Below are 12,991 nucleotides of genomic sequence, written 5' to 3' on the forward strand. Positions count from 1 at the left end.
GAGGCCATCCTGGGGCACTATTGCGGACGACTTCTGTCCTCGATCCTTCATGCGCCATACCGCCCACCGACTGCTGCGCCTGATCGCCCTGTTGCAGGCCCGCCGCCAGTGGTCCGGGGCCGAGCTCGCCGAGCGCATGGGTGTGGACCGGCGCAGCATCCGCCGCGATATCGAGCGCCTGCGCGAGCTGGGCTACCCGGTGCAGGCCTCGGCCGGGGTAGGGGGCGGCTATCAGCTGGGGGCCGGGGCACCGGTACTGCCGATGCTGCTGGACGAGGAGGAGGCAACCACCCTGGCCATCGCCCTGCGCGCGGCCTCGGCCACCGTCGCCGGCATCGACGACACCGCGCGTGGCCTGCTGTCCAAGCTCGACCCGCTGGTGCCGACCCGTCGCCGCCAGCAGGCCGGCGAGGTGCATGCAGCGACGGCCACCCTGTCCGATCTTCCGTCCACCGACGCACGCCTGCTCGGACGGCTGGCCCAGTACTGCCGGCAGGCGTCACGGCTGGCCTTCGAATACCGCAGCGCGCAGGAGGCTGTTACCCAGCGCGAAGTCGAGGCGCAGCACCTGGTCAATTACGGCCGGCGCTGGTACCTGCTGGCCTGGGATCTGGGCCGGCAGGACTGGCGCACCCTGCGCGTGGACCGGATGGGCGCGGTACGTGAGTGCTCCGAGCCGGGCATGCACCGGCGCACCCCGGCGCCGCCGGACGTGATGGTGCGGCAGGCGGTCAGCCAGGCCCCGTTCGCGCTGCAGGCCATCGTCCGCCTGGCCGGCAGCCGCGCCGAACTGGAAGGCCGCATTCCGCCCTGGTGCGGGGTGCTGGAGGCGGATGGTGCCGAGCACTGCCTGCTGCGCATGGGGGCCGAGAGCCGGGGCATGATGCTGGCGCAGATCCTCAGCCTGGACCGCGTGCCGGTGGCGCTGTGGACCACGCCGCCGGGCCTGCGCGACGAACTGGCCCAGCGCCTGGCCGGGCTGGGCCAGGTGCTGGCCGTGCCGCCGGTCACAGGCTGAGCCACATCGCTTGGCAAGCCCCGGCGAAGCTGGGACACTCGCCGCCATGAAGGGGATACTGGGGACAACGGCGATCATCATCGCTGCGCTGACCGCTGCGCCGGCCAGCGCTGGCACCCTGTACAAGTGCCAGGGCCCTGACGGTGTCACCAGTTATGTAAGCAAGCGGGTGGCAGGTGCGCGCTGCAGCACCATCAGCTACAGCCGCGACACCCGTCCTGCGCCGCGCCCGGTGGTGGCCGCATCCAGGCCGGCGCCGACCACGGTGGCCAGCATCGAACGCAACCCGGTTGCCGTTGCCGCCAGCGCCGCAGCGCCGGCAACGGTCGCGCCTGCGCCTGCAGCCGCCGCGCCGGCACAGCCGGTCGCCTCGCGTGGCGGGCGCATGGTCAGCGGCCAGGTCTATTCCTTCATGAAGGACGGCGTGCGCCACTACACGAGTGCGCGCCCGACCCAGGTCGCCAACCTCGGCCCAGTGCGGACCATCCGCTACAGCTTCATGGAGCGCTGCTACGCGTGCGGGGTCAATCCACGCGTGGACTTCGGCACCGTGCGCCTGAACACCTCGGCCTTCCAGACCGAGATCACCTCGGCCGCGCGCGAGTTCGGCGTGGAAGAGGCGGTGGTGCGGGCCATCATCCATGCCGAGTCGGCCTACAACCCGACCGCGCTCAGCCGTGCCGGTGCGCAGGGCCTGATGCAGCTGATGCCGCCAACCGCCGCGCGCTTCGGGGTCAGTGACTCCTACGATGCCGGGCAGAACATCCGCGGCGGCGTGCAGTATCTTGCGTGGTTGCTGAAGCGCTTCAATGGCGACCTGACCCTTGCCGCAGCCGGCTACAACGCTGGCGAAGGCGCGGTCGACCGCCATGGCGGCGTACCGCCCTACAGCGAAACCCAGTACTACGTGCGCCGGGTCGGGCAGCTGGCCGAGCGTTACCGCACCGCATTGAGCAAGCAGTAGCGCCAGGCCATGCCTGGCGAGCGAAGCGGCAAGCAGCCGGTAGTGCTGGTCGCTGGCCGGCAACCCAAAAATCAATGTTGTTGCAATGCGTTGTGTGGCGCGCGACGGTTCCGCTACACTCAACCGTGATTCAATGCGGCTCTGGCCCCCACCGGATCCGCTGGCAGCCTTAAAGCTACCTAATCAATATCGGAGTGCCGGATGGCCAACGATGGGGTACACGATCCAGTCAACACCGGACGTCGGCGTTTTCTTTCTGCCACCACAGCCGTGGTGGGCGCCGTCGGCGTCGGATTCACCGCAGTTCCTTTCATCAAATCCTGGAACCCCAGTGCCCGCGCCAAGCTTGCCGGCGCACCGGTGGTGGCCGACATCAGCGCCCTGCAGGAAGGCCAACGCCTGATCGTGGAATGGCGTGGCCAGCCGATCTGGATCGTCAAGCGGTCCAAGGCGATCCTCGATGCGCTGCACGGGCTGGACGGTCGTCTCAAGGACCCCGAGTCCGGCGAGAAGGACCAGCAGCCGGAGTACGTGCTGAAGCAGAACCCCGAGCTGCGCTCGATCAAGCCGGACATCTCCGTGCTGGTCGGCCTGTGCACGCACCTGGGCTGCTCGCCGGAAATGGTCGCCGAGATCCGGCCTGAGCCCTACGACCCGCAGTGGAAGGGCGGCTACTTCTGCCCCTGCCACAAGTCGCGCTTCGACATGTCCGGCCGCGTCTTCAAGGACGTGCCGGCGCCGATCAACCTGAAGGTGCCCGCGCACCACTACCAGGACGACAACACCATCATCATCGGTGTCGATCCGCAGGGGGCTGCCTGATGGCCAATATCCTCGCCCGTACCGCCAGCGGCGTGGCCGACTGGGTCAATGCCCGCGCGCCCGGCCTGATGCCGGTGTACCGCAAGCACGTCAGCGAGTACTACGCGCCGAAGAACTTCAACATCTGGTACTACTTCGGTTCGCTGGCGTTGCTGGTGCTGGTCAACCAGATCGTCACCGGCATCTTCCTGACGATGCACTACAAGACCAACGCCGCCGAGGCGTTCGGCTCCATCGAATACATCATGCGTGATGTGGAGTGGGGCTGGCTGATCCGCTACATGCACTCCACCGGTGCCTCGCTGTTCTTCATCGTGGTCTACCTGCACATGTTCCGTGGCCTGCTGTACGGCAGCTACCAGAAGCCGCGCGAGCTGGTGTGGATCCTGGGCATGCTGATCTACCTGGTGCTGATGGCCGAAGCCTTCATGGGCTACGTGCTGCCGTGGGGCCAGATGTCGTTCTGGGGCGCCAAGGTGATCATCTCGCTGTTCGGCGCGATACCGGTGATCGGCAACGGCCTGACCGAATGGATCATGGGCGACTACCTGCCCAGTGACGCCACGCTCAACCGCTTCTTCGCACTGCACGTCATCGCCCTGCCGCTGGTGCTGTTGCTGCTGGTGGTGCTGCACCTGGGCGCGCTGCACGAAGTGGGGTCGAACAACCCCGATGGCGTGGAGATCAAGAAGGGGCCGAAGGGCAACCGCTGGTCGCCGAACGCTCCGGCCGACGGTATTCCGTTCCACCCGTACTACACGCTCAAGGATGGTGTCGGCGCCGGCTTCCTGCTGATCATCGCCGCCTTCATCATCTTCTTCGCGCCTGGTTTCGGCGGCCTGTTCCTGGAGCACGACAACTTCAGCGAGGCCAACCGCCTGGTCACCCCGGAGCACATCAAGCCGGTCTGGTACTACACGCCCTACTACGCGATGTTGCGCGTGGTGCCGAACAAGCTGGGCGGCGTGCTGGTGATGTTCTCGGCCATTGCGATCCTGTTCCTGGTGCCGTGGCTGGACAAGGCCAGGGTGAAGTCGGTGCGCTACCGCGGCTGGATCTCGAAGGTGATGCTGGGCGTGCTGGCGGTGTGCTTCGTCTGGCTGGGCGTGATTGGTTCCGGCCCGGGCACCGACGTGCACGAGACCTACATCGGGCGGGTGCTGACCTTCCTGTACTTCGCGTTCTTCATCACCATGCCGCTATGGACACGGTTGGACAAGACCAAGCCGGTACCGGAGAGGGTGACCACCCATGACTGATCGCTGGATGGTCCGGCTGGCCCTGACGGCCGCCCTGATGCTGGGCAGTTTCCTGGCCTCCGCCGCCGAAGGCGGCACCAAGCTGCTGCAGGCCGGCAACGACCTCGGTGACCGCGCCTCGCTGCAGCGCGGCGCGCAGCTGTACATGAACTACTGCTCCGGCTGCCACGCGCTGAAGTACCTGCGCTATTCGCGGATGGCGCAGGACCTGGGCCTGACCGAAGAGGAGGTGATGAACAACCTCAACTTCACCGGCTCGGCGATCGGCGATCCGATCCCGGTGGCGATGCCCAAGGAGAATGCCGAGAAGTGGTTCGGCAAGATGCCGCCAGACCTCAGCCTGATCTCGCGCGTGCGGGGCAGTGACTGGGTCTACACCTATCTCAAGTCGTTCTACCTGGACAGCAGCCGGCCGCTGGGCTGGAACAACGCGCTGTTCGCCAACGCGTCCATGCCCAACCCGCTGTGGGAAATGCAGGGCCTGCAGCATGCCGTGCATGGCAAGCCCGAAGCGCCGGGCATGGACCCGCCGGTGACCGGCCTGAAGATTGAGACGCCGGGTTCGGTCGATGCCGGGCAGTACGACCAGGCCGTGCGGGACATCACCAACTTCCTCGAATATGCCGGCGAACCGGCCGCGCTCAAGCGCCAGCAGCTGGGCGTGTGGGTAATCCTGTTCCTGGCCCTGCTGACCTTCCTGCTGTATCTGTTGAAGAAGGAATACTGGAAGGACGTTCACTGAATCTGCCGCCGGCCATCGCACGGGCCTATTGGCTTTTGTGATGGTCGGTTGCACACTCGGGGAGGAGTCGATCGCTGGCACGGTGCCGGCGGCGCCGATGCGGCAGGCGGTCTCCTGTCGTGGGAGAGCCTTTGATGGCGGCGAGCGTACGCATGCGCAATACACTGACGCTGTTTTCCTCGAACGACGATGTACTGTGCCACCGTGTACGCCTGGTCCTGGCGGCCAAGGGTGTGACCTTCGACTTCGTTCCGGTCGATCCACAGAACCCGCCTGAAGACCTGATCGACCTCAATCCGTACCACTCGGTGCCGACCCTGGTCGAACGCGAACTGGTGCTTTACGCCGCGTCGGTGGTCAGCGAGTACCTGGACGAGCGCTACCCGCATCCGCCGCTGATGCCGGTCGACCCGCTGTCGCGTGCGCGCATCCGCCTGGCCATGCTGCGCATCGAGCACGACTGGGTGCCGCAGGTGCAGGCCATCCAGCTGGGCAACAAGACCCAGGCCGAGGCCGGCCGCAAGCGCCTGAAGGAGCTGCTGACCGCCTCGCTGCCGCTGTTCAAGGCCAGCAAGTTCTTCCTCAACCCGGAAATGAGCCTGGCCGATTGCGCGATGGCGCCGATCATCTGGCGCCTGCAGTCGCTGGACGTACCGCTGCCGAAGGACGGCAAGGCGATCGAAGACTACGGCAACCGCATCTTCCGCCATCCCGGTTTCGTCCGCAGCCTGACCGACCAGGAAAAGAAGCTGCGCGATCTGCCGGTCTGATCCGGGCATGCGTTACCCGTCTGCACGCCGACCGGCGTGCAGGCGATCCGCCCCGGCAGGGCGCCGGGCGCGTACACTTCACGCATGACCGAAGACTTCTTCCACATGACCAGCCACCGCCCGTACCTGCTGCGGGCGCTGGTGGAATGGATCAACGACAACCAGCTGACCCCGCACATCCTGGTCGACGCCGGCGTTCCCGGCGTGCAGGTCCCGCCTTCGGCGGTCAAGGATGGCCGGGTCGTGCTCAACATCGCCGAACGTGCCGTCGTGCGGCTGATGATCGACAACGAGATGGTGAGCTTCTCGGCGCGCTTCTCCGGCACCAGCTACCCGGTGCAGGTACCGATCAGCGCCGTGCTGGCCGTCTACGCCCGCGAGACCGGGCAGGGCATGGCATTGCCGGATGACATTCCGGGCAACGAAACCGCGGCGACCAGCGACGAGCTGCTGCACGAGGAAGGCACGCCGCCGGACGATACGCCGCCGGCCAGTCCGCCGCCGAAGGGGCGCCCGAACCTGCGCGTGGTCAAGTAATGTTTCCGACGCCGCCCCGATGGGCGGCGTTTTCCTTTGCAGGATTTATCGGCGGGTGCCGGAATTGTGTGGGTGCCGACCGTTGGTCGGCACACCTTCAGGTCCTACACATCCTCGGCATCGTCCACATCTGCGCGGATCTGGCTGATCCGCGCCGCGCCCGGGCCAGTGAATGAGATCAGCTGATCGCCGCGCAGCACCATGCGGCCTACATGGCGATCGATGCCATCGTAGGAATACTCGAACTTGAAGGTGCGCTCGAAGCCGAGTCGGCCATCCTCGCCGCGCGACAGGCGCAGGCCGGTGGCGTGCACCGCCTGGTCCAACCATTGCACATCGGCGGCGCGGCAGGCATTGCGCCCCAGTTCGACCGCGCGCTCGGCGGCCGAACGTGCGGCATTCCAGAAGAAATAGATGATTCCGCCGGCAATCAGCAACAGCAGCAGGGTGGGCATGGCTTCAGCCGTCAGAGGTCGATCCCGCAAAGATGGCGGCGAACGCGCGCTGGATCAAGCGCCTCGCATCACCGCGTCGGTTGTGGACCAGCAGAGACTGGTTGAGGCGGTATGACGACCGGCTGCGGTGGCGCGGACTGCATTGGCGTCGCAGTTGGCGACGGCATCACCAGCGGTGATGTGGCGGTCAACTGCAGCAGCGCTGCCCAGTCCTGGCGGTTGAAGCTGCATTCGTCCTCGCGGCCGGGCGTGCAGCTGGGGTCGATGCCGGTACTGTTGCGTTCGCGTGCCGGAGGCAACTTGATCAGCCCGGTGCGGTCCAGCTGCAGCAACCGCATCGCCACGGTGTTCATGACGTTGCCACCGACCAGGTACAGGGTCTGGTCGCCCCCTAGGTTGGCAGCCACCACCACTTCGCAATGCGATTTCCAGTGGCCCACCGAACCGTTGCCCAGCGCCTGCACCAGCCCGCTGTAGCTGAGCGTGGTGCTGCGGTCGCGCAGGAAGCACAGCAGGTCGCCGGGCGCGGGCTTGGCGGTGGCCGGGTCGACCAGCCGGTAGGGCACGCCCGAAGGCCCACCCTGGTACGCGGCGCGGATGTAGTCGATATGGCGCGGCGAGGTGTTGAAGCCGGGCACGCCGGCACGCACCATCACCCACGAAATGAAGGCGGCTGACCACGGGTTGTCGATCAGGAACGCGCGGCAGTCGCTGTCGGTGTAGCGCGTGCCCAGCGGCGCCAAGCAGCTGCTGGCGCCGGTGATGCTGCCCATTGCGTTGAGCGTGCCGCTGTCGCGCCAGTAGCCGGCTACGCGCTGCCAGGCGATCAGGCCGTTGTCGGCCAGGTGATCACGTTCGGCTTCGGTGACGCTGAGGCTGGCGGCGCGGCCATCGCGGTCGATGAAGGGCCGGTACCAGAGCCGGTGCTCGTTGCAGGCAGTGTTGCGGATGGCCACCGCCAGCGGACTCAGGCCGAAGCGCGGTGGCACATCGCAGGCTTCGGCGGCCATTGCGGACAAGGGGGCTGCCGCGAGCAGCAGACAGGCAGGCAAGAGCATCCGGCGCATGCGCGGCTCCTGTGGGGGATGCCGGCAGCGTCGCAGAGGCAGGCGTGGCCGAGCCGTGAAGGCGTCCCGGATCGTGTAGAGCCGAGCCCATGCCCGGCTTATCGCGCGAAGCGCGTGCAGGGCGCGCCGCAGATCGAGAAGCAGCCGAGCGTGGGCTCGGCGCTACAAGGTCCCGTAGGCCTCAACCCGGCGGCGGGCCCAGCTTCAACGACAGGTCAATCGCCTGCACGTGCTTGGTCAGGCCACCAATGGAGATGCAGTCCACGCCGTCCTCCGCGATCGAACGCAGGCCACCCAGGCCCACGCTGCCGGACACTTCCAGCGGAATGCGGCCCGCCGTGATGCGCACCGCCTCGCGGCGCAGGTCCGGGCTGAAGTCATCCAGCAGGATGCGTTCGCAACCGGTTTCCAGCGCCTGGCGCAGCTGCGCCAGATCCTCCACCTCGACCACCAGCGGCAGCGCGGGCCATTGCCGGCGCGCGGCAGCCACGGCTGCGGGCAGCGAACCGGCAGCACGGATGTGGTTTTCCTTCAGCATCACCGTGTCGTACAGACCGAAGCGGTGGTTCTCGCCGCCGCCACAGCGCACTGCGTACTTCTGCGCCAGGCGCAGGCCGGGCAGGGTCTTGCGGGTATCGAGAATGCGCGTGCCGGTGCCGGCCACCGCCGCCACGTAACGCGCGGTGGTCGTGGCGGTGCCGGACAGCGTCTGCAGGAAGTTCAGCGAGGTGCGCTCGGCGCTCACCAGGCTGCGGCTGCGCCCATGCAGCAGGGCCAGCACGGTGCCGGCAGTGACCGCGTCACCTTCGGAGACACGCCATTCAATGCGCACCTCCGGGTCGAGCGCGCGGTGGGTGGCGTCGAACCAGGGGCGACCGGCGATCACCCCGTCCTGCTTGCACAGCAGGTACGCGCTGTCAGCCTGGTCGGGCAACAGCGCAGCGGTGACGTCGCCGCTGCCCAGGTCCTCGGCCAGCGCACGCGCGACATCGGCGGCGACAACGGCCGCATCCGGCGTCGGCAGCGCGCTCATGCGGCCGGGAAGTCGGCGATCTGGGCGGTGGGGATGGCTTCCTCGGCCAGCAGCACCGGGATGCCGTCGTCAACGCGGAAGACCTGCTTGCGGTCGCGGGTGACCAGCGCTTCGCGCAGCGGCTGCGCCAGCGGGTTGCCATCGGCCTTGTTCACCGCGCCGGCGGAAATGGCCTTGTTGAGGGCTTCCAGGCCCTTGCCATCCAGCAGGGACAGGGGCTGGCGGGTGTCCGGCGACACCAGCAGGTCGAGCAGCTTGCGATCCATGGTTCTTCGTCTTGCGTGGAAGATGGCTAGAATACGTCTTTAAGGCAGGTGACGGCCAATGACCCCCAACCCGATCGCGCCGCTTGTCGGCATCGTCATGGGTTCCCGTTCCGACTGGGAAACCATGCAGCACGCCGCCCAGAAGCTTGAAGCCCTGGGTGTTCCGTTCGAAGTGAAGGTGGTGTCCGCGCATCGGACGCCGGATGTGTTGTTCAGCTACGCCGAGCAGGCGGGCCCGCGTGGCCTGCGCGCGATCATCGCCGGAGCCGGCGGGGCCGCGCACCTGCCGGGCATGATCGCCGCCAAGACCGCCGTGCCGGTGCTGGGCGTGCCGGTGCAGTCCAAGGCCCTCAACGGCATGGATTCGCTGCTGTCGATCGTGCAGATGCCGGCCGGCATTCCGGTCGCCACCTTCGCCATCGGCAATGCCGGCGCCTCCAACGCCGCGCTGTTCGCCGCAGCGATGCTGGCCAGCGACCAGCCGGCGATCGGCCAGGCGCTCGACGCCTTCCGTGCACGCCAGACCGAAGACGTGATGGCCCACGACGATCCGCGCCAATGAGCCTGACCGTCGGCATCCTGGGCGGCGGTCAGCTCGCCCGCATGATGGTCCTGGCCGGTGCGCCGCTGGGATTGCGCTTCGAACTGTACGACCCGGCAGCCGACGCCTGCAGCGGCCCGCTGGCGCCGCTCACCGTCGGCGCATTCGATGATCGGCAGGCGCTGGCGGACTTCGCCGCCAAAGTCGATGTGGTGACCTTCGATTTCGAGAACGTGCCTGCCGACAGCGCGCAGTTCCTGGCCGACCGCGTGCCGGTCTACCCGCCGCCGGCTGCGCTGGCGGTGGCCCAGGACCGGTTGAGCGAGAAGACCCTGTTCCAGCAGTTGGGCATTCCGCTGCCCGCCTTTGCTGACATCCGCAGCCGTGACGAGTTGGCCGCGAAGGCCGCCGAGTTCGGCCTGCCGTGCATCCTCAAGACCCGCCGCCTCGGTTACGACGGCAAGGGCCAGTTCCGCCTGCGCAGCGAAGCCGACATCGACGCTGCATGGGACGCGCTTGGCGCACAGGTCGAGCGCACCGGGCTGATCCTGGAAGGCTTCGTTGCCTTCCAGCGCGAGGTCAGTGTGGTCGCTGTGCGTGGCCGCGATGGCAGCTTCGAGGCCTGGCCGGTCACCGGCAACTGGCATGTCGACGGCGTGCTGTCGGCCAGCGTGGCCCCGGCCGTGCTGTCCGATGCCGAGCAGCAGGCCGCGATCGGCTATGCCCGCCGCGTCGCCGAGCACCTGCAGTATGTGGGCGTGTTCGCACTGGAGCTGTTCTGTCGTGACGGCGAACTGCTGGCCAACGAGATGGCACCGCGCGTGCACAACTCCGGCCACTGGACCATCGAAGGCAGCGAGACCTCGCAGTTCGAGAACCATCTGCGTGCCGTGCTGGGCCTGCCGCTGGGCAGCACCCGCATGCTCGGCCATGCCTGCATGCTGAACTGGCTGGGCGCGATGCCCGACCCGGCGCCGGTGCTGGCGCAGGCCAGTGGCCATTGGCACGACTACGGCAAGGAGCCGCGCGAAGGCCGCAAGGTCGGCCACGCCACGTTGCGCGACGATGATGCCGCTGCATTGGCCGATGCGCTGGACCAGCTCGGCCTGGAGCTGGATCGCCAGGCCCAGGTGGCACCGGCGGTACATGCGCTGCGCAATCGCTGAGCCCGGTAGTGCCGGCCGCTGGCCGGCAGTGCAACGCTGTGACGCGCCGGTGCAGGCATCGGCGCAACATTTCCGGTGGTAGCGTGGAGCTCCTTTCTCAGGAGTCACCCCCATGCTCGACTGGAACGCCTACCGCAAGGAACTGAAGGGTCGCATCGGCGAGATCGGCAAGCTCTCGCCGGACACGGTCAAGGGCTATGCCACGCTGGCCAACGCCGGTGCCCAGACCAACCACCTCGATGCCAAGACCCGCGAGCTGATCGCGCTGGCGGTGGCCGTGACCACCCGCTGCGACGGCTGCATCACCGTGCACGTGGATGCCGCGCTGAAGCACGGCGCCGGCCGCGAGGAGATCGCCGAGGCGCTCGGTGTGGCGGTGTCGCTGAACGCCGGTGCGGCGCTGGTGTACTCGGCGCGGGTGATGGACGCCGTGGCCGCGCACGAGAGCGCGTGATGCCTGATCTGTAGAGCCGAGCCCATGCTCGGCTGGCCGGACAGCAGCCGGGCATGGGCTCGGCTCTACAGGGGTCAGCGCAGCTGGCTTTCGGCAAATTCCCAGTTGACCATCTGCCAGAACGCGTCCAGATACCGCGCGCGATCGTTCTGGTAGTCGGTGTAGTAAGCGTGCTCCCAGACGTCGCAGCACAGCAGCGGGGTGCTTTCACCGGTCAATGGCGTGCCTGCATTGCGGGTGGCCTGCAGGCCCAGCTGCCCGCCCGGATGCTGCACCAGCCAGACCCAGCCGGAGCCGAACAGGCCCAGCGCGGTGCGGTTGAATTCCTCGCGCAGGCGCTGCACGTCGCCGAACTGGCGCTTGACCAGTTCGCCCAGTCGCCCCTGCGGCTCACCGCCGCCGCGTGGGCGCAGGCACTGCCAGTAGAAGCCATGGTTCCAGGCTTGGGCGGCGGCATCGAACAGCGTGCCCTGGGCGTGGCGGACGATCTCCTCCAGCGACGCTTCCTCCCACTCGGTGCCGAGAATGCCGGCGTTGACGGCATCCACATAGGCGCGATGGTGGCGGCCGTGATGCAGTTCCACGGTCTGTGCGGACAGGTGCGGCTGCAGGGAGCCGGGAAGATAGGGCAGGGCGGGCAATTCGACAGGCATGGACAGGTTCGTGGCCAGGGGGCGGCGGCAGCCGGTTCCATCCGCTTACAATGGCGGCTACCGTGGGCAGTCTAGCCGACCATCACGGTCGGTTTGTCCGGCGAAGCAAGGAGTGTGGTTGTGGCGGTAATGCAGCAAATCCAGGCCGAGGTCGATCGTTACCCGCTCGTGCTGTTCATGAAGGGCACCCCGCAATATCCGATGTGCGGCTTCTCCAGCCGCGCCGTACAGGCGTTGATGGCGGCCGGCGCAGTCACCCTGCGCACCGTCAACGTGCTGGAAGAGCCCGAGATCCGCGCCAACCTGCCGCGCTTTTCCAACCTGCCGACTTTCCCGCAGCTGTTCATCAACGGTGAGTTGATTGGCGGCTGTGACATCGTGCTGGAGCTGTTCGAAGCCGGCGAGCTCAAGCGCATCGTCGAAGAGGCGACCCAGGGATGAGTGCCCGGCCATCGACGTCACCGACCGACGGGGCGCTCGATGGCCGCCCGTTGCAGGATCGCGTGGTGCTGGTCGCCGGTGCCGGTGGCGGATTGGGTAGTGCGGCGGCAGTGGCTGCTGCGGCCGCCGGGGCCACCGTGGTTCTGCTGGGCCGCAAGCCTCGCCGCCTGGACCGTGTCTACGCCCAGGTGCAGGCGGTCGGCCCGGAACCGCTGCTGTATCCGCTGGACCTGGAAGGCGCGGGCCCCGACGACTATGCCGAGCTGGCCCAGGCCCTGCAGCGCGAGCTGGGGCGCCTGGATGGCCTGCTGGTCTGTGCCGCTCACTTCCCGGGCCTGACCCCGTTTGAGCTGGCAGACCCAGCGAGTTTCGCCCGCGCGGTGCACGTCACCCTGACTGCGCCCGCCTGGCTGGCCCAGGCCTGCCTGCCGCTGCTGCGGCAGCGCGAAGATGCGGCGCTGGTGTTTGCGGTCGATGCCCCCGAGCGGGTCGGTCAGGCCTACTGGGGCGGTTACGGTGTGGCCCAGCACGGCCTGCGTGGCCTGATCGCCAGCCTGCACGACGAGCTCGGTCGCAGCCCGGTAAGGGTGAGTGGCCTGTACCCCGGCCCGCTGCGCACGGCCTTGCGGGCCCGGGCCTATTCCGTAGACCAGGACCCGGCCGCGCAAGGCCCGGAGGCCGCCGCCGCCGCGGCCGTGACCCTGTTGTCCGGTGCTGGCGCTACCTGGCGCGGCCAGATTCTCGATGCCAGCGAGGCGCCCCCCGGCGAGTAAATCCCGGGGAAAGGCGGAGTGAAGAACCCG

Annotated in this window: 17 protein-coding genes; 12 read left to right on the forward strand and 5 right to left on the reverse strand. The window is 67.8% G+C overall.

The annotated features are described in order from the left end of the window. Window positions 1-49 precede the first annotated feature (49 nt). The 7 genes from AC5P8D_RS09215 (at window position 50) to AC5P8D_RS09245 (ending at window position 6,112) form a co-directional block, all read left to right on the forward strand. Window positions 50-1,018, forward strand: a complete 969-nt coding sequence (locus tag AC5P8D_RS09215; protein WP_049436541.1) for a helix-turn-helix transcriptional regulator — start codon at window positions 50-52, stop codon at window positions 1,016-1,018. A 46-nt stretch (window positions 1,019-1,064) separates the two neighbouring features. Next, window positions 1,065-1,982, forward strand: coding sequence for a lytic transglycosylase domain-containing protein (locus AC5P8D_RS09220; RefSeq protein ID WP_159359964.1), 918 nt, complete (start codon window positions 1,065-1,067; stop codon window positions 1,980-1,982). A gap of 201 nt (window positions 1,983-2,183) precedes the next feature. Continuing rightward, entirely contained in the window at window positions 2,184-2,804 is a 621-nt protein-coding gene (petA, locus tag AC5P8D_RS09225; protein ID WP_010486121.1) for a ubiquinol-cytochrome c reductase iron-sulfur subunit, read from the forward strand. Continuing rightward, entirely contained in the window at window positions 2,804-4,063 is a 1,260-nt protein-coding gene (locus AC5P8D_RS09230; RefSeq protein WP_495203245.1) for a cytochrome b, read from the forward strand. Before petA ends, AC5P8D_RS09230 begins: the two co-directional genes overlap by 1 nt. Continuing rightward, window positions 4,056-4,805, forward strand: coding sequence for a cytochrome c1 (locus AC5P8D_RS09235; RefSeq protein ID WP_010486117.1), 750 nt, complete (start codon window positions 4,056-4,058; stop codon window positions 4,803-4,805). Before AC5P8D_RS09230 ends, AC5P8D_RS09235 begins: the two co-directional genes overlap by 8 nt. Window positions 4,806-4,939: 134 nt before the next feature. Next, complete coding sequence (locus tag AC5P8D_RS09240) at window positions 4,940-5,575, forward strand: glutathione S-transferase N-terminal domain-containing protein (RefSeq protein ID WP_005408842.1); 636 nt, start codon at window positions 4,940-4,942, stop codon at window positions 5,573-5,575. Between the two features lie 84 nt (window positions 5,576-5,659). Further along, the gene (locus AC5P8D_RS09245; protein ID WP_010486115.1) at window positions 5,660-6,112 is read left to right on the forward strand and encodes a ClpXP protease specificity-enhancing factor; all 453 of its coding nucleotides are present in this window, start codon (window positions 5,660-5,662) and stop codon (window positions 6,110-6,112) included. A 104-nt stretch (window positions 6,113-6,216) separates the two neighbouring features. Here AC5P8D_RS09245 and AC5P8D_RS09250 read toward each other — a convergent pair whose 3' ends face one another. The 4 genes from AC5P8D_RS09250 to AC5P8D_RS09265 form a co-directional block, all read right to left on the reverse strand. Continuing rightward, window positions 6,217-6,567: a DUF3301 domain-containing protein gene (locus tag AC5P8D_RS09250; protein ID WP_005408844.1), complete on the reverse strand. Its 351-nt coding sequence runs from the start codon at window positions 6,565-6,567 to the stop codon at window positions 6,217-6,219. A 68-nt stretch (window positions 6,568-6,635) separates the two neighbouring features. After that, a complete protein-coding gene (locus AC5P8D_RS09255) occupies window positions 6,636-7,634 on the reverse strand; it encodes a DUF2272 domain-containing protein (RefSeq protein WP_495203246.1) in 999 nt (332 codons plus the stop codon). 181 nt (window positions 7,635-7,815) lie between these two features. Then, window positions 7,816-8,667 (reverse strand): carboxylating nicotinate-nucleotide diphosphorylase, encoded by an 852-nt coding sequence (gene nadC, locus AC5P8D_RS09260; RefSeq protein ID WP_010486110.1) that lies wholly within the window; start codon window positions 8,665-8,667, stop codon window positions 7,816-7,818. Beyond that, on the reverse strand, window positions 8,664-8,933 hold the full coding sequence (locus tag AC5P8D_RS09265; protein ID WP_005408847.1) for a Trm112 family protein: 270 nt from the start codon (window positions 8,931-8,933) through the stop codon (window positions 8,664-8,666). Before AC5P8D_RS09265 ends, nadC begins: the two co-directional genes overlap by 4 nt. 58 nt (window positions 8,934-8,991) lie before the next feature. Between AC5P8D_RS09265 and purE the strand changes: the two genes are divergently transcribed. The 3 genes from purE (at window position 8,992) to AC5P8D_RS09280 (ending at window position 11,094) form a co-directional block, all read left to right on the forward strand. Beyond that, a complete protein-coding gene (purE, locus tag AC5P8D_RS09270) occupies window positions 8,992-9,495 on the forward strand; it encodes a 5-(carboxyamino)imidazole ribonucleotide mutase (protein WP_005412808.1) in 504 nt (167 codons plus the stop codon). Continuing rightward, window positions 9,492-10,640 (forward strand): 5-(carboxyamino)imidazole ribonucleotide synthase, encoded by a 1,149-nt coding sequence (locus tag AC5P8D_RS09275; RefSeq protein ID WP_049482923.1) that lies wholly within the window; start codon window positions 9,492-9,494, stop codon window positions 10,638-10,640. Before purE ends, AC5P8D_RS09275 begins: the two co-directional genes overlap by 4 nt. A 112-nt stretch (window positions 10,641-10,752) precedes the next feature. Then, on the forward strand, window positions 10,753-11,094 hold the full coding sequence (locus AC5P8D_RS09280; RefSeq protein WP_057503590.1) for a carboxymuconolactone decarboxylase family protein: 342 nt from the start codon (window positions 10,753-10,755) through the stop codon (window positions 11,092-11,094). A 74-nt stretch (window positions 11,095-11,168) separates the two neighbouring features. Here AC5P8D_RS09280 and AC5P8D_RS09285 read toward each other — a convergent pair whose 3' ends face one another. Continuing rightward, window positions 11,169-11,747, reverse strand: coding sequence for a superoxide dismutase (locus AC5P8D_RS09285; protein WP_049423333.1), 579 nt, complete (start codon window positions 11,745-11,747; stop codon window positions 11,169-11,171). A 120-nt stretch (window positions 11,748-11,867) separates the two neighbouring features. Here AC5P8D_RS09285 and grxD point away from each other — a divergent pair, with 120 nt between their 5' ends. Further along, entirely contained in the window at window positions 11,868-12,188 is a 321-nt protein-coding gene (gene grxD / locus AC5P8D_RS09290) for a Grx4 family monothiol glutaredoxin (protein ID WP_005408852.1), read from the forward strand. Next, the gene (locus AC5P8D_RS09295) at window positions 12,185-12,961 is read left to right on the forward strand and encodes an SDR family NAD(P)-dependent oxidoreductase (protein ID WP_241872549.1); all 777 of its coding nucleotides are present in this window, start codon (window positions 12,185-12,187) and stop codon (window positions 12,959-12,961) included. The genes grxD and AC5P8D_RS09295 overlap by 4 nt, the downstream gene beginning before the upstream one ends. The last annotated feature ends 30 nt before the right edge of the window (window positions 12,962-12,991 follow it).

Source organism: Stenotrophomonas sp. YJH_SMC_101-4, assembly GCF_059370395.1.

Bases quoted from the DNA above. Each gene is read 5' to 3' on its own strand.
- AC5P8D_RS09215 (WP_049436541.1), top strand. From the start codon at position 50: ATGCGCCATACCGCCCACCGACTGCTGCGCCTGATCGCCCTGTTGCAG.
- AC5P8D_RS09220 (WP_159359964.1), top strand. From the start codon at position 1,065: ATGAAGGGGATACTGGGGACAACGGCGATCATCATCGCTGCGCTGACC.
- petA (WP_010486121.1), top strand. From the start codon at position 2,184: ATGGCCAACGATGGGGTACACGATCCAGTCAACACCGGACGTCGGCGT.
- AC5P8D_RS09230 (WP_495203245.1), top strand. From the start codon at position 2,804: ATGGCCAATATCCTCGCCCGTACCGCCAGCGGCGTGGCCGACTGGGTC.
- AC5P8D_RS09235 (WP_010486117.1), top strand. From the start codon at position 4,056: ATGACTGATCGCTGGATGGTCCGGCTGGCCCTGACGGCCGCCCTGATG.
- AC5P8D_RS09240 (WP_005408842.1), top strand. From the start codon at position 4,940: ATGGCGGCGAGCGTACGCATGCGCAATACACTGACGCTGTTTTCCTCG.
- AC5P8D_RS09245 (WP_010486115.1), top strand. From the start codon at position 5,660: ATGACCGAAGACTTCTTCCACATGACCAGCCACCGCCCGTACCTGCTG.
- AC5P8D_RS09250 (WP_005408844.1), bottom strand. From the start codon at position 6,567: ATGCCCACCCTGCTGCTGTTGCTGATTGCCGGCGGAATCATCTATTTC.
- AC5P8D_RS09255 (WP_495203246.1), bottom strand. From the start codon at position 7,634: ATGCGCCGGATGCTCTTGCCTGCCTGTCTGCTGCTCGCGGCAGCCCCC.
- nadC (WP_010486110.1), bottom strand. From the start codon at position 8,667: ATGAGCGCGCTGCCGACGCCGGATGCGGCCGTTGTCGCCGCCGATGTC.
- AC5P8D_RS09265 (WP_005408847.1), bottom strand. From the start codon at position 8,933: ATGGATCGCAAGCTGCTCGACCTGCTGGTGTCGCCGGACACCCGCCAG.
- purE (WP_005412808.1), top strand. From the start codon at position 8,992: ATGACCCCCAACCCGATCGCGCCGCTTGTCGGCATCGTCATGGGTTCC.
- AC5P8D_RS09275 (WP_049482923.1), top strand. From the start codon at position 9,492: ATGAGCCTGACCGTCGGCATCCTGGGCGGCGGTCAGCTCGCCCGCATG.
- AC5P8D_RS09280 (WP_057503590.1), top strand. From the start codon at position 10,753: ATGCTCGACTGGAACGCCTACCGCAAGGAACTGAAGGGTCGCATCGGC.
- AC5P8D_RS09285 (WP_049423333.1), bottom strand. From the start codon at position 11,747: ATGCCTGTCGAATTGCCCGCCCTGCCCTATCTTCCCGGCTCCCTGCAG.
- AC5P8D_RS09295 (WP_241872549.1), top strand. From the start codon at position 12,185: ATGAGTGCCCGGCCATCGACGTCACCGACCGACGGGGCGCTCGATGGC.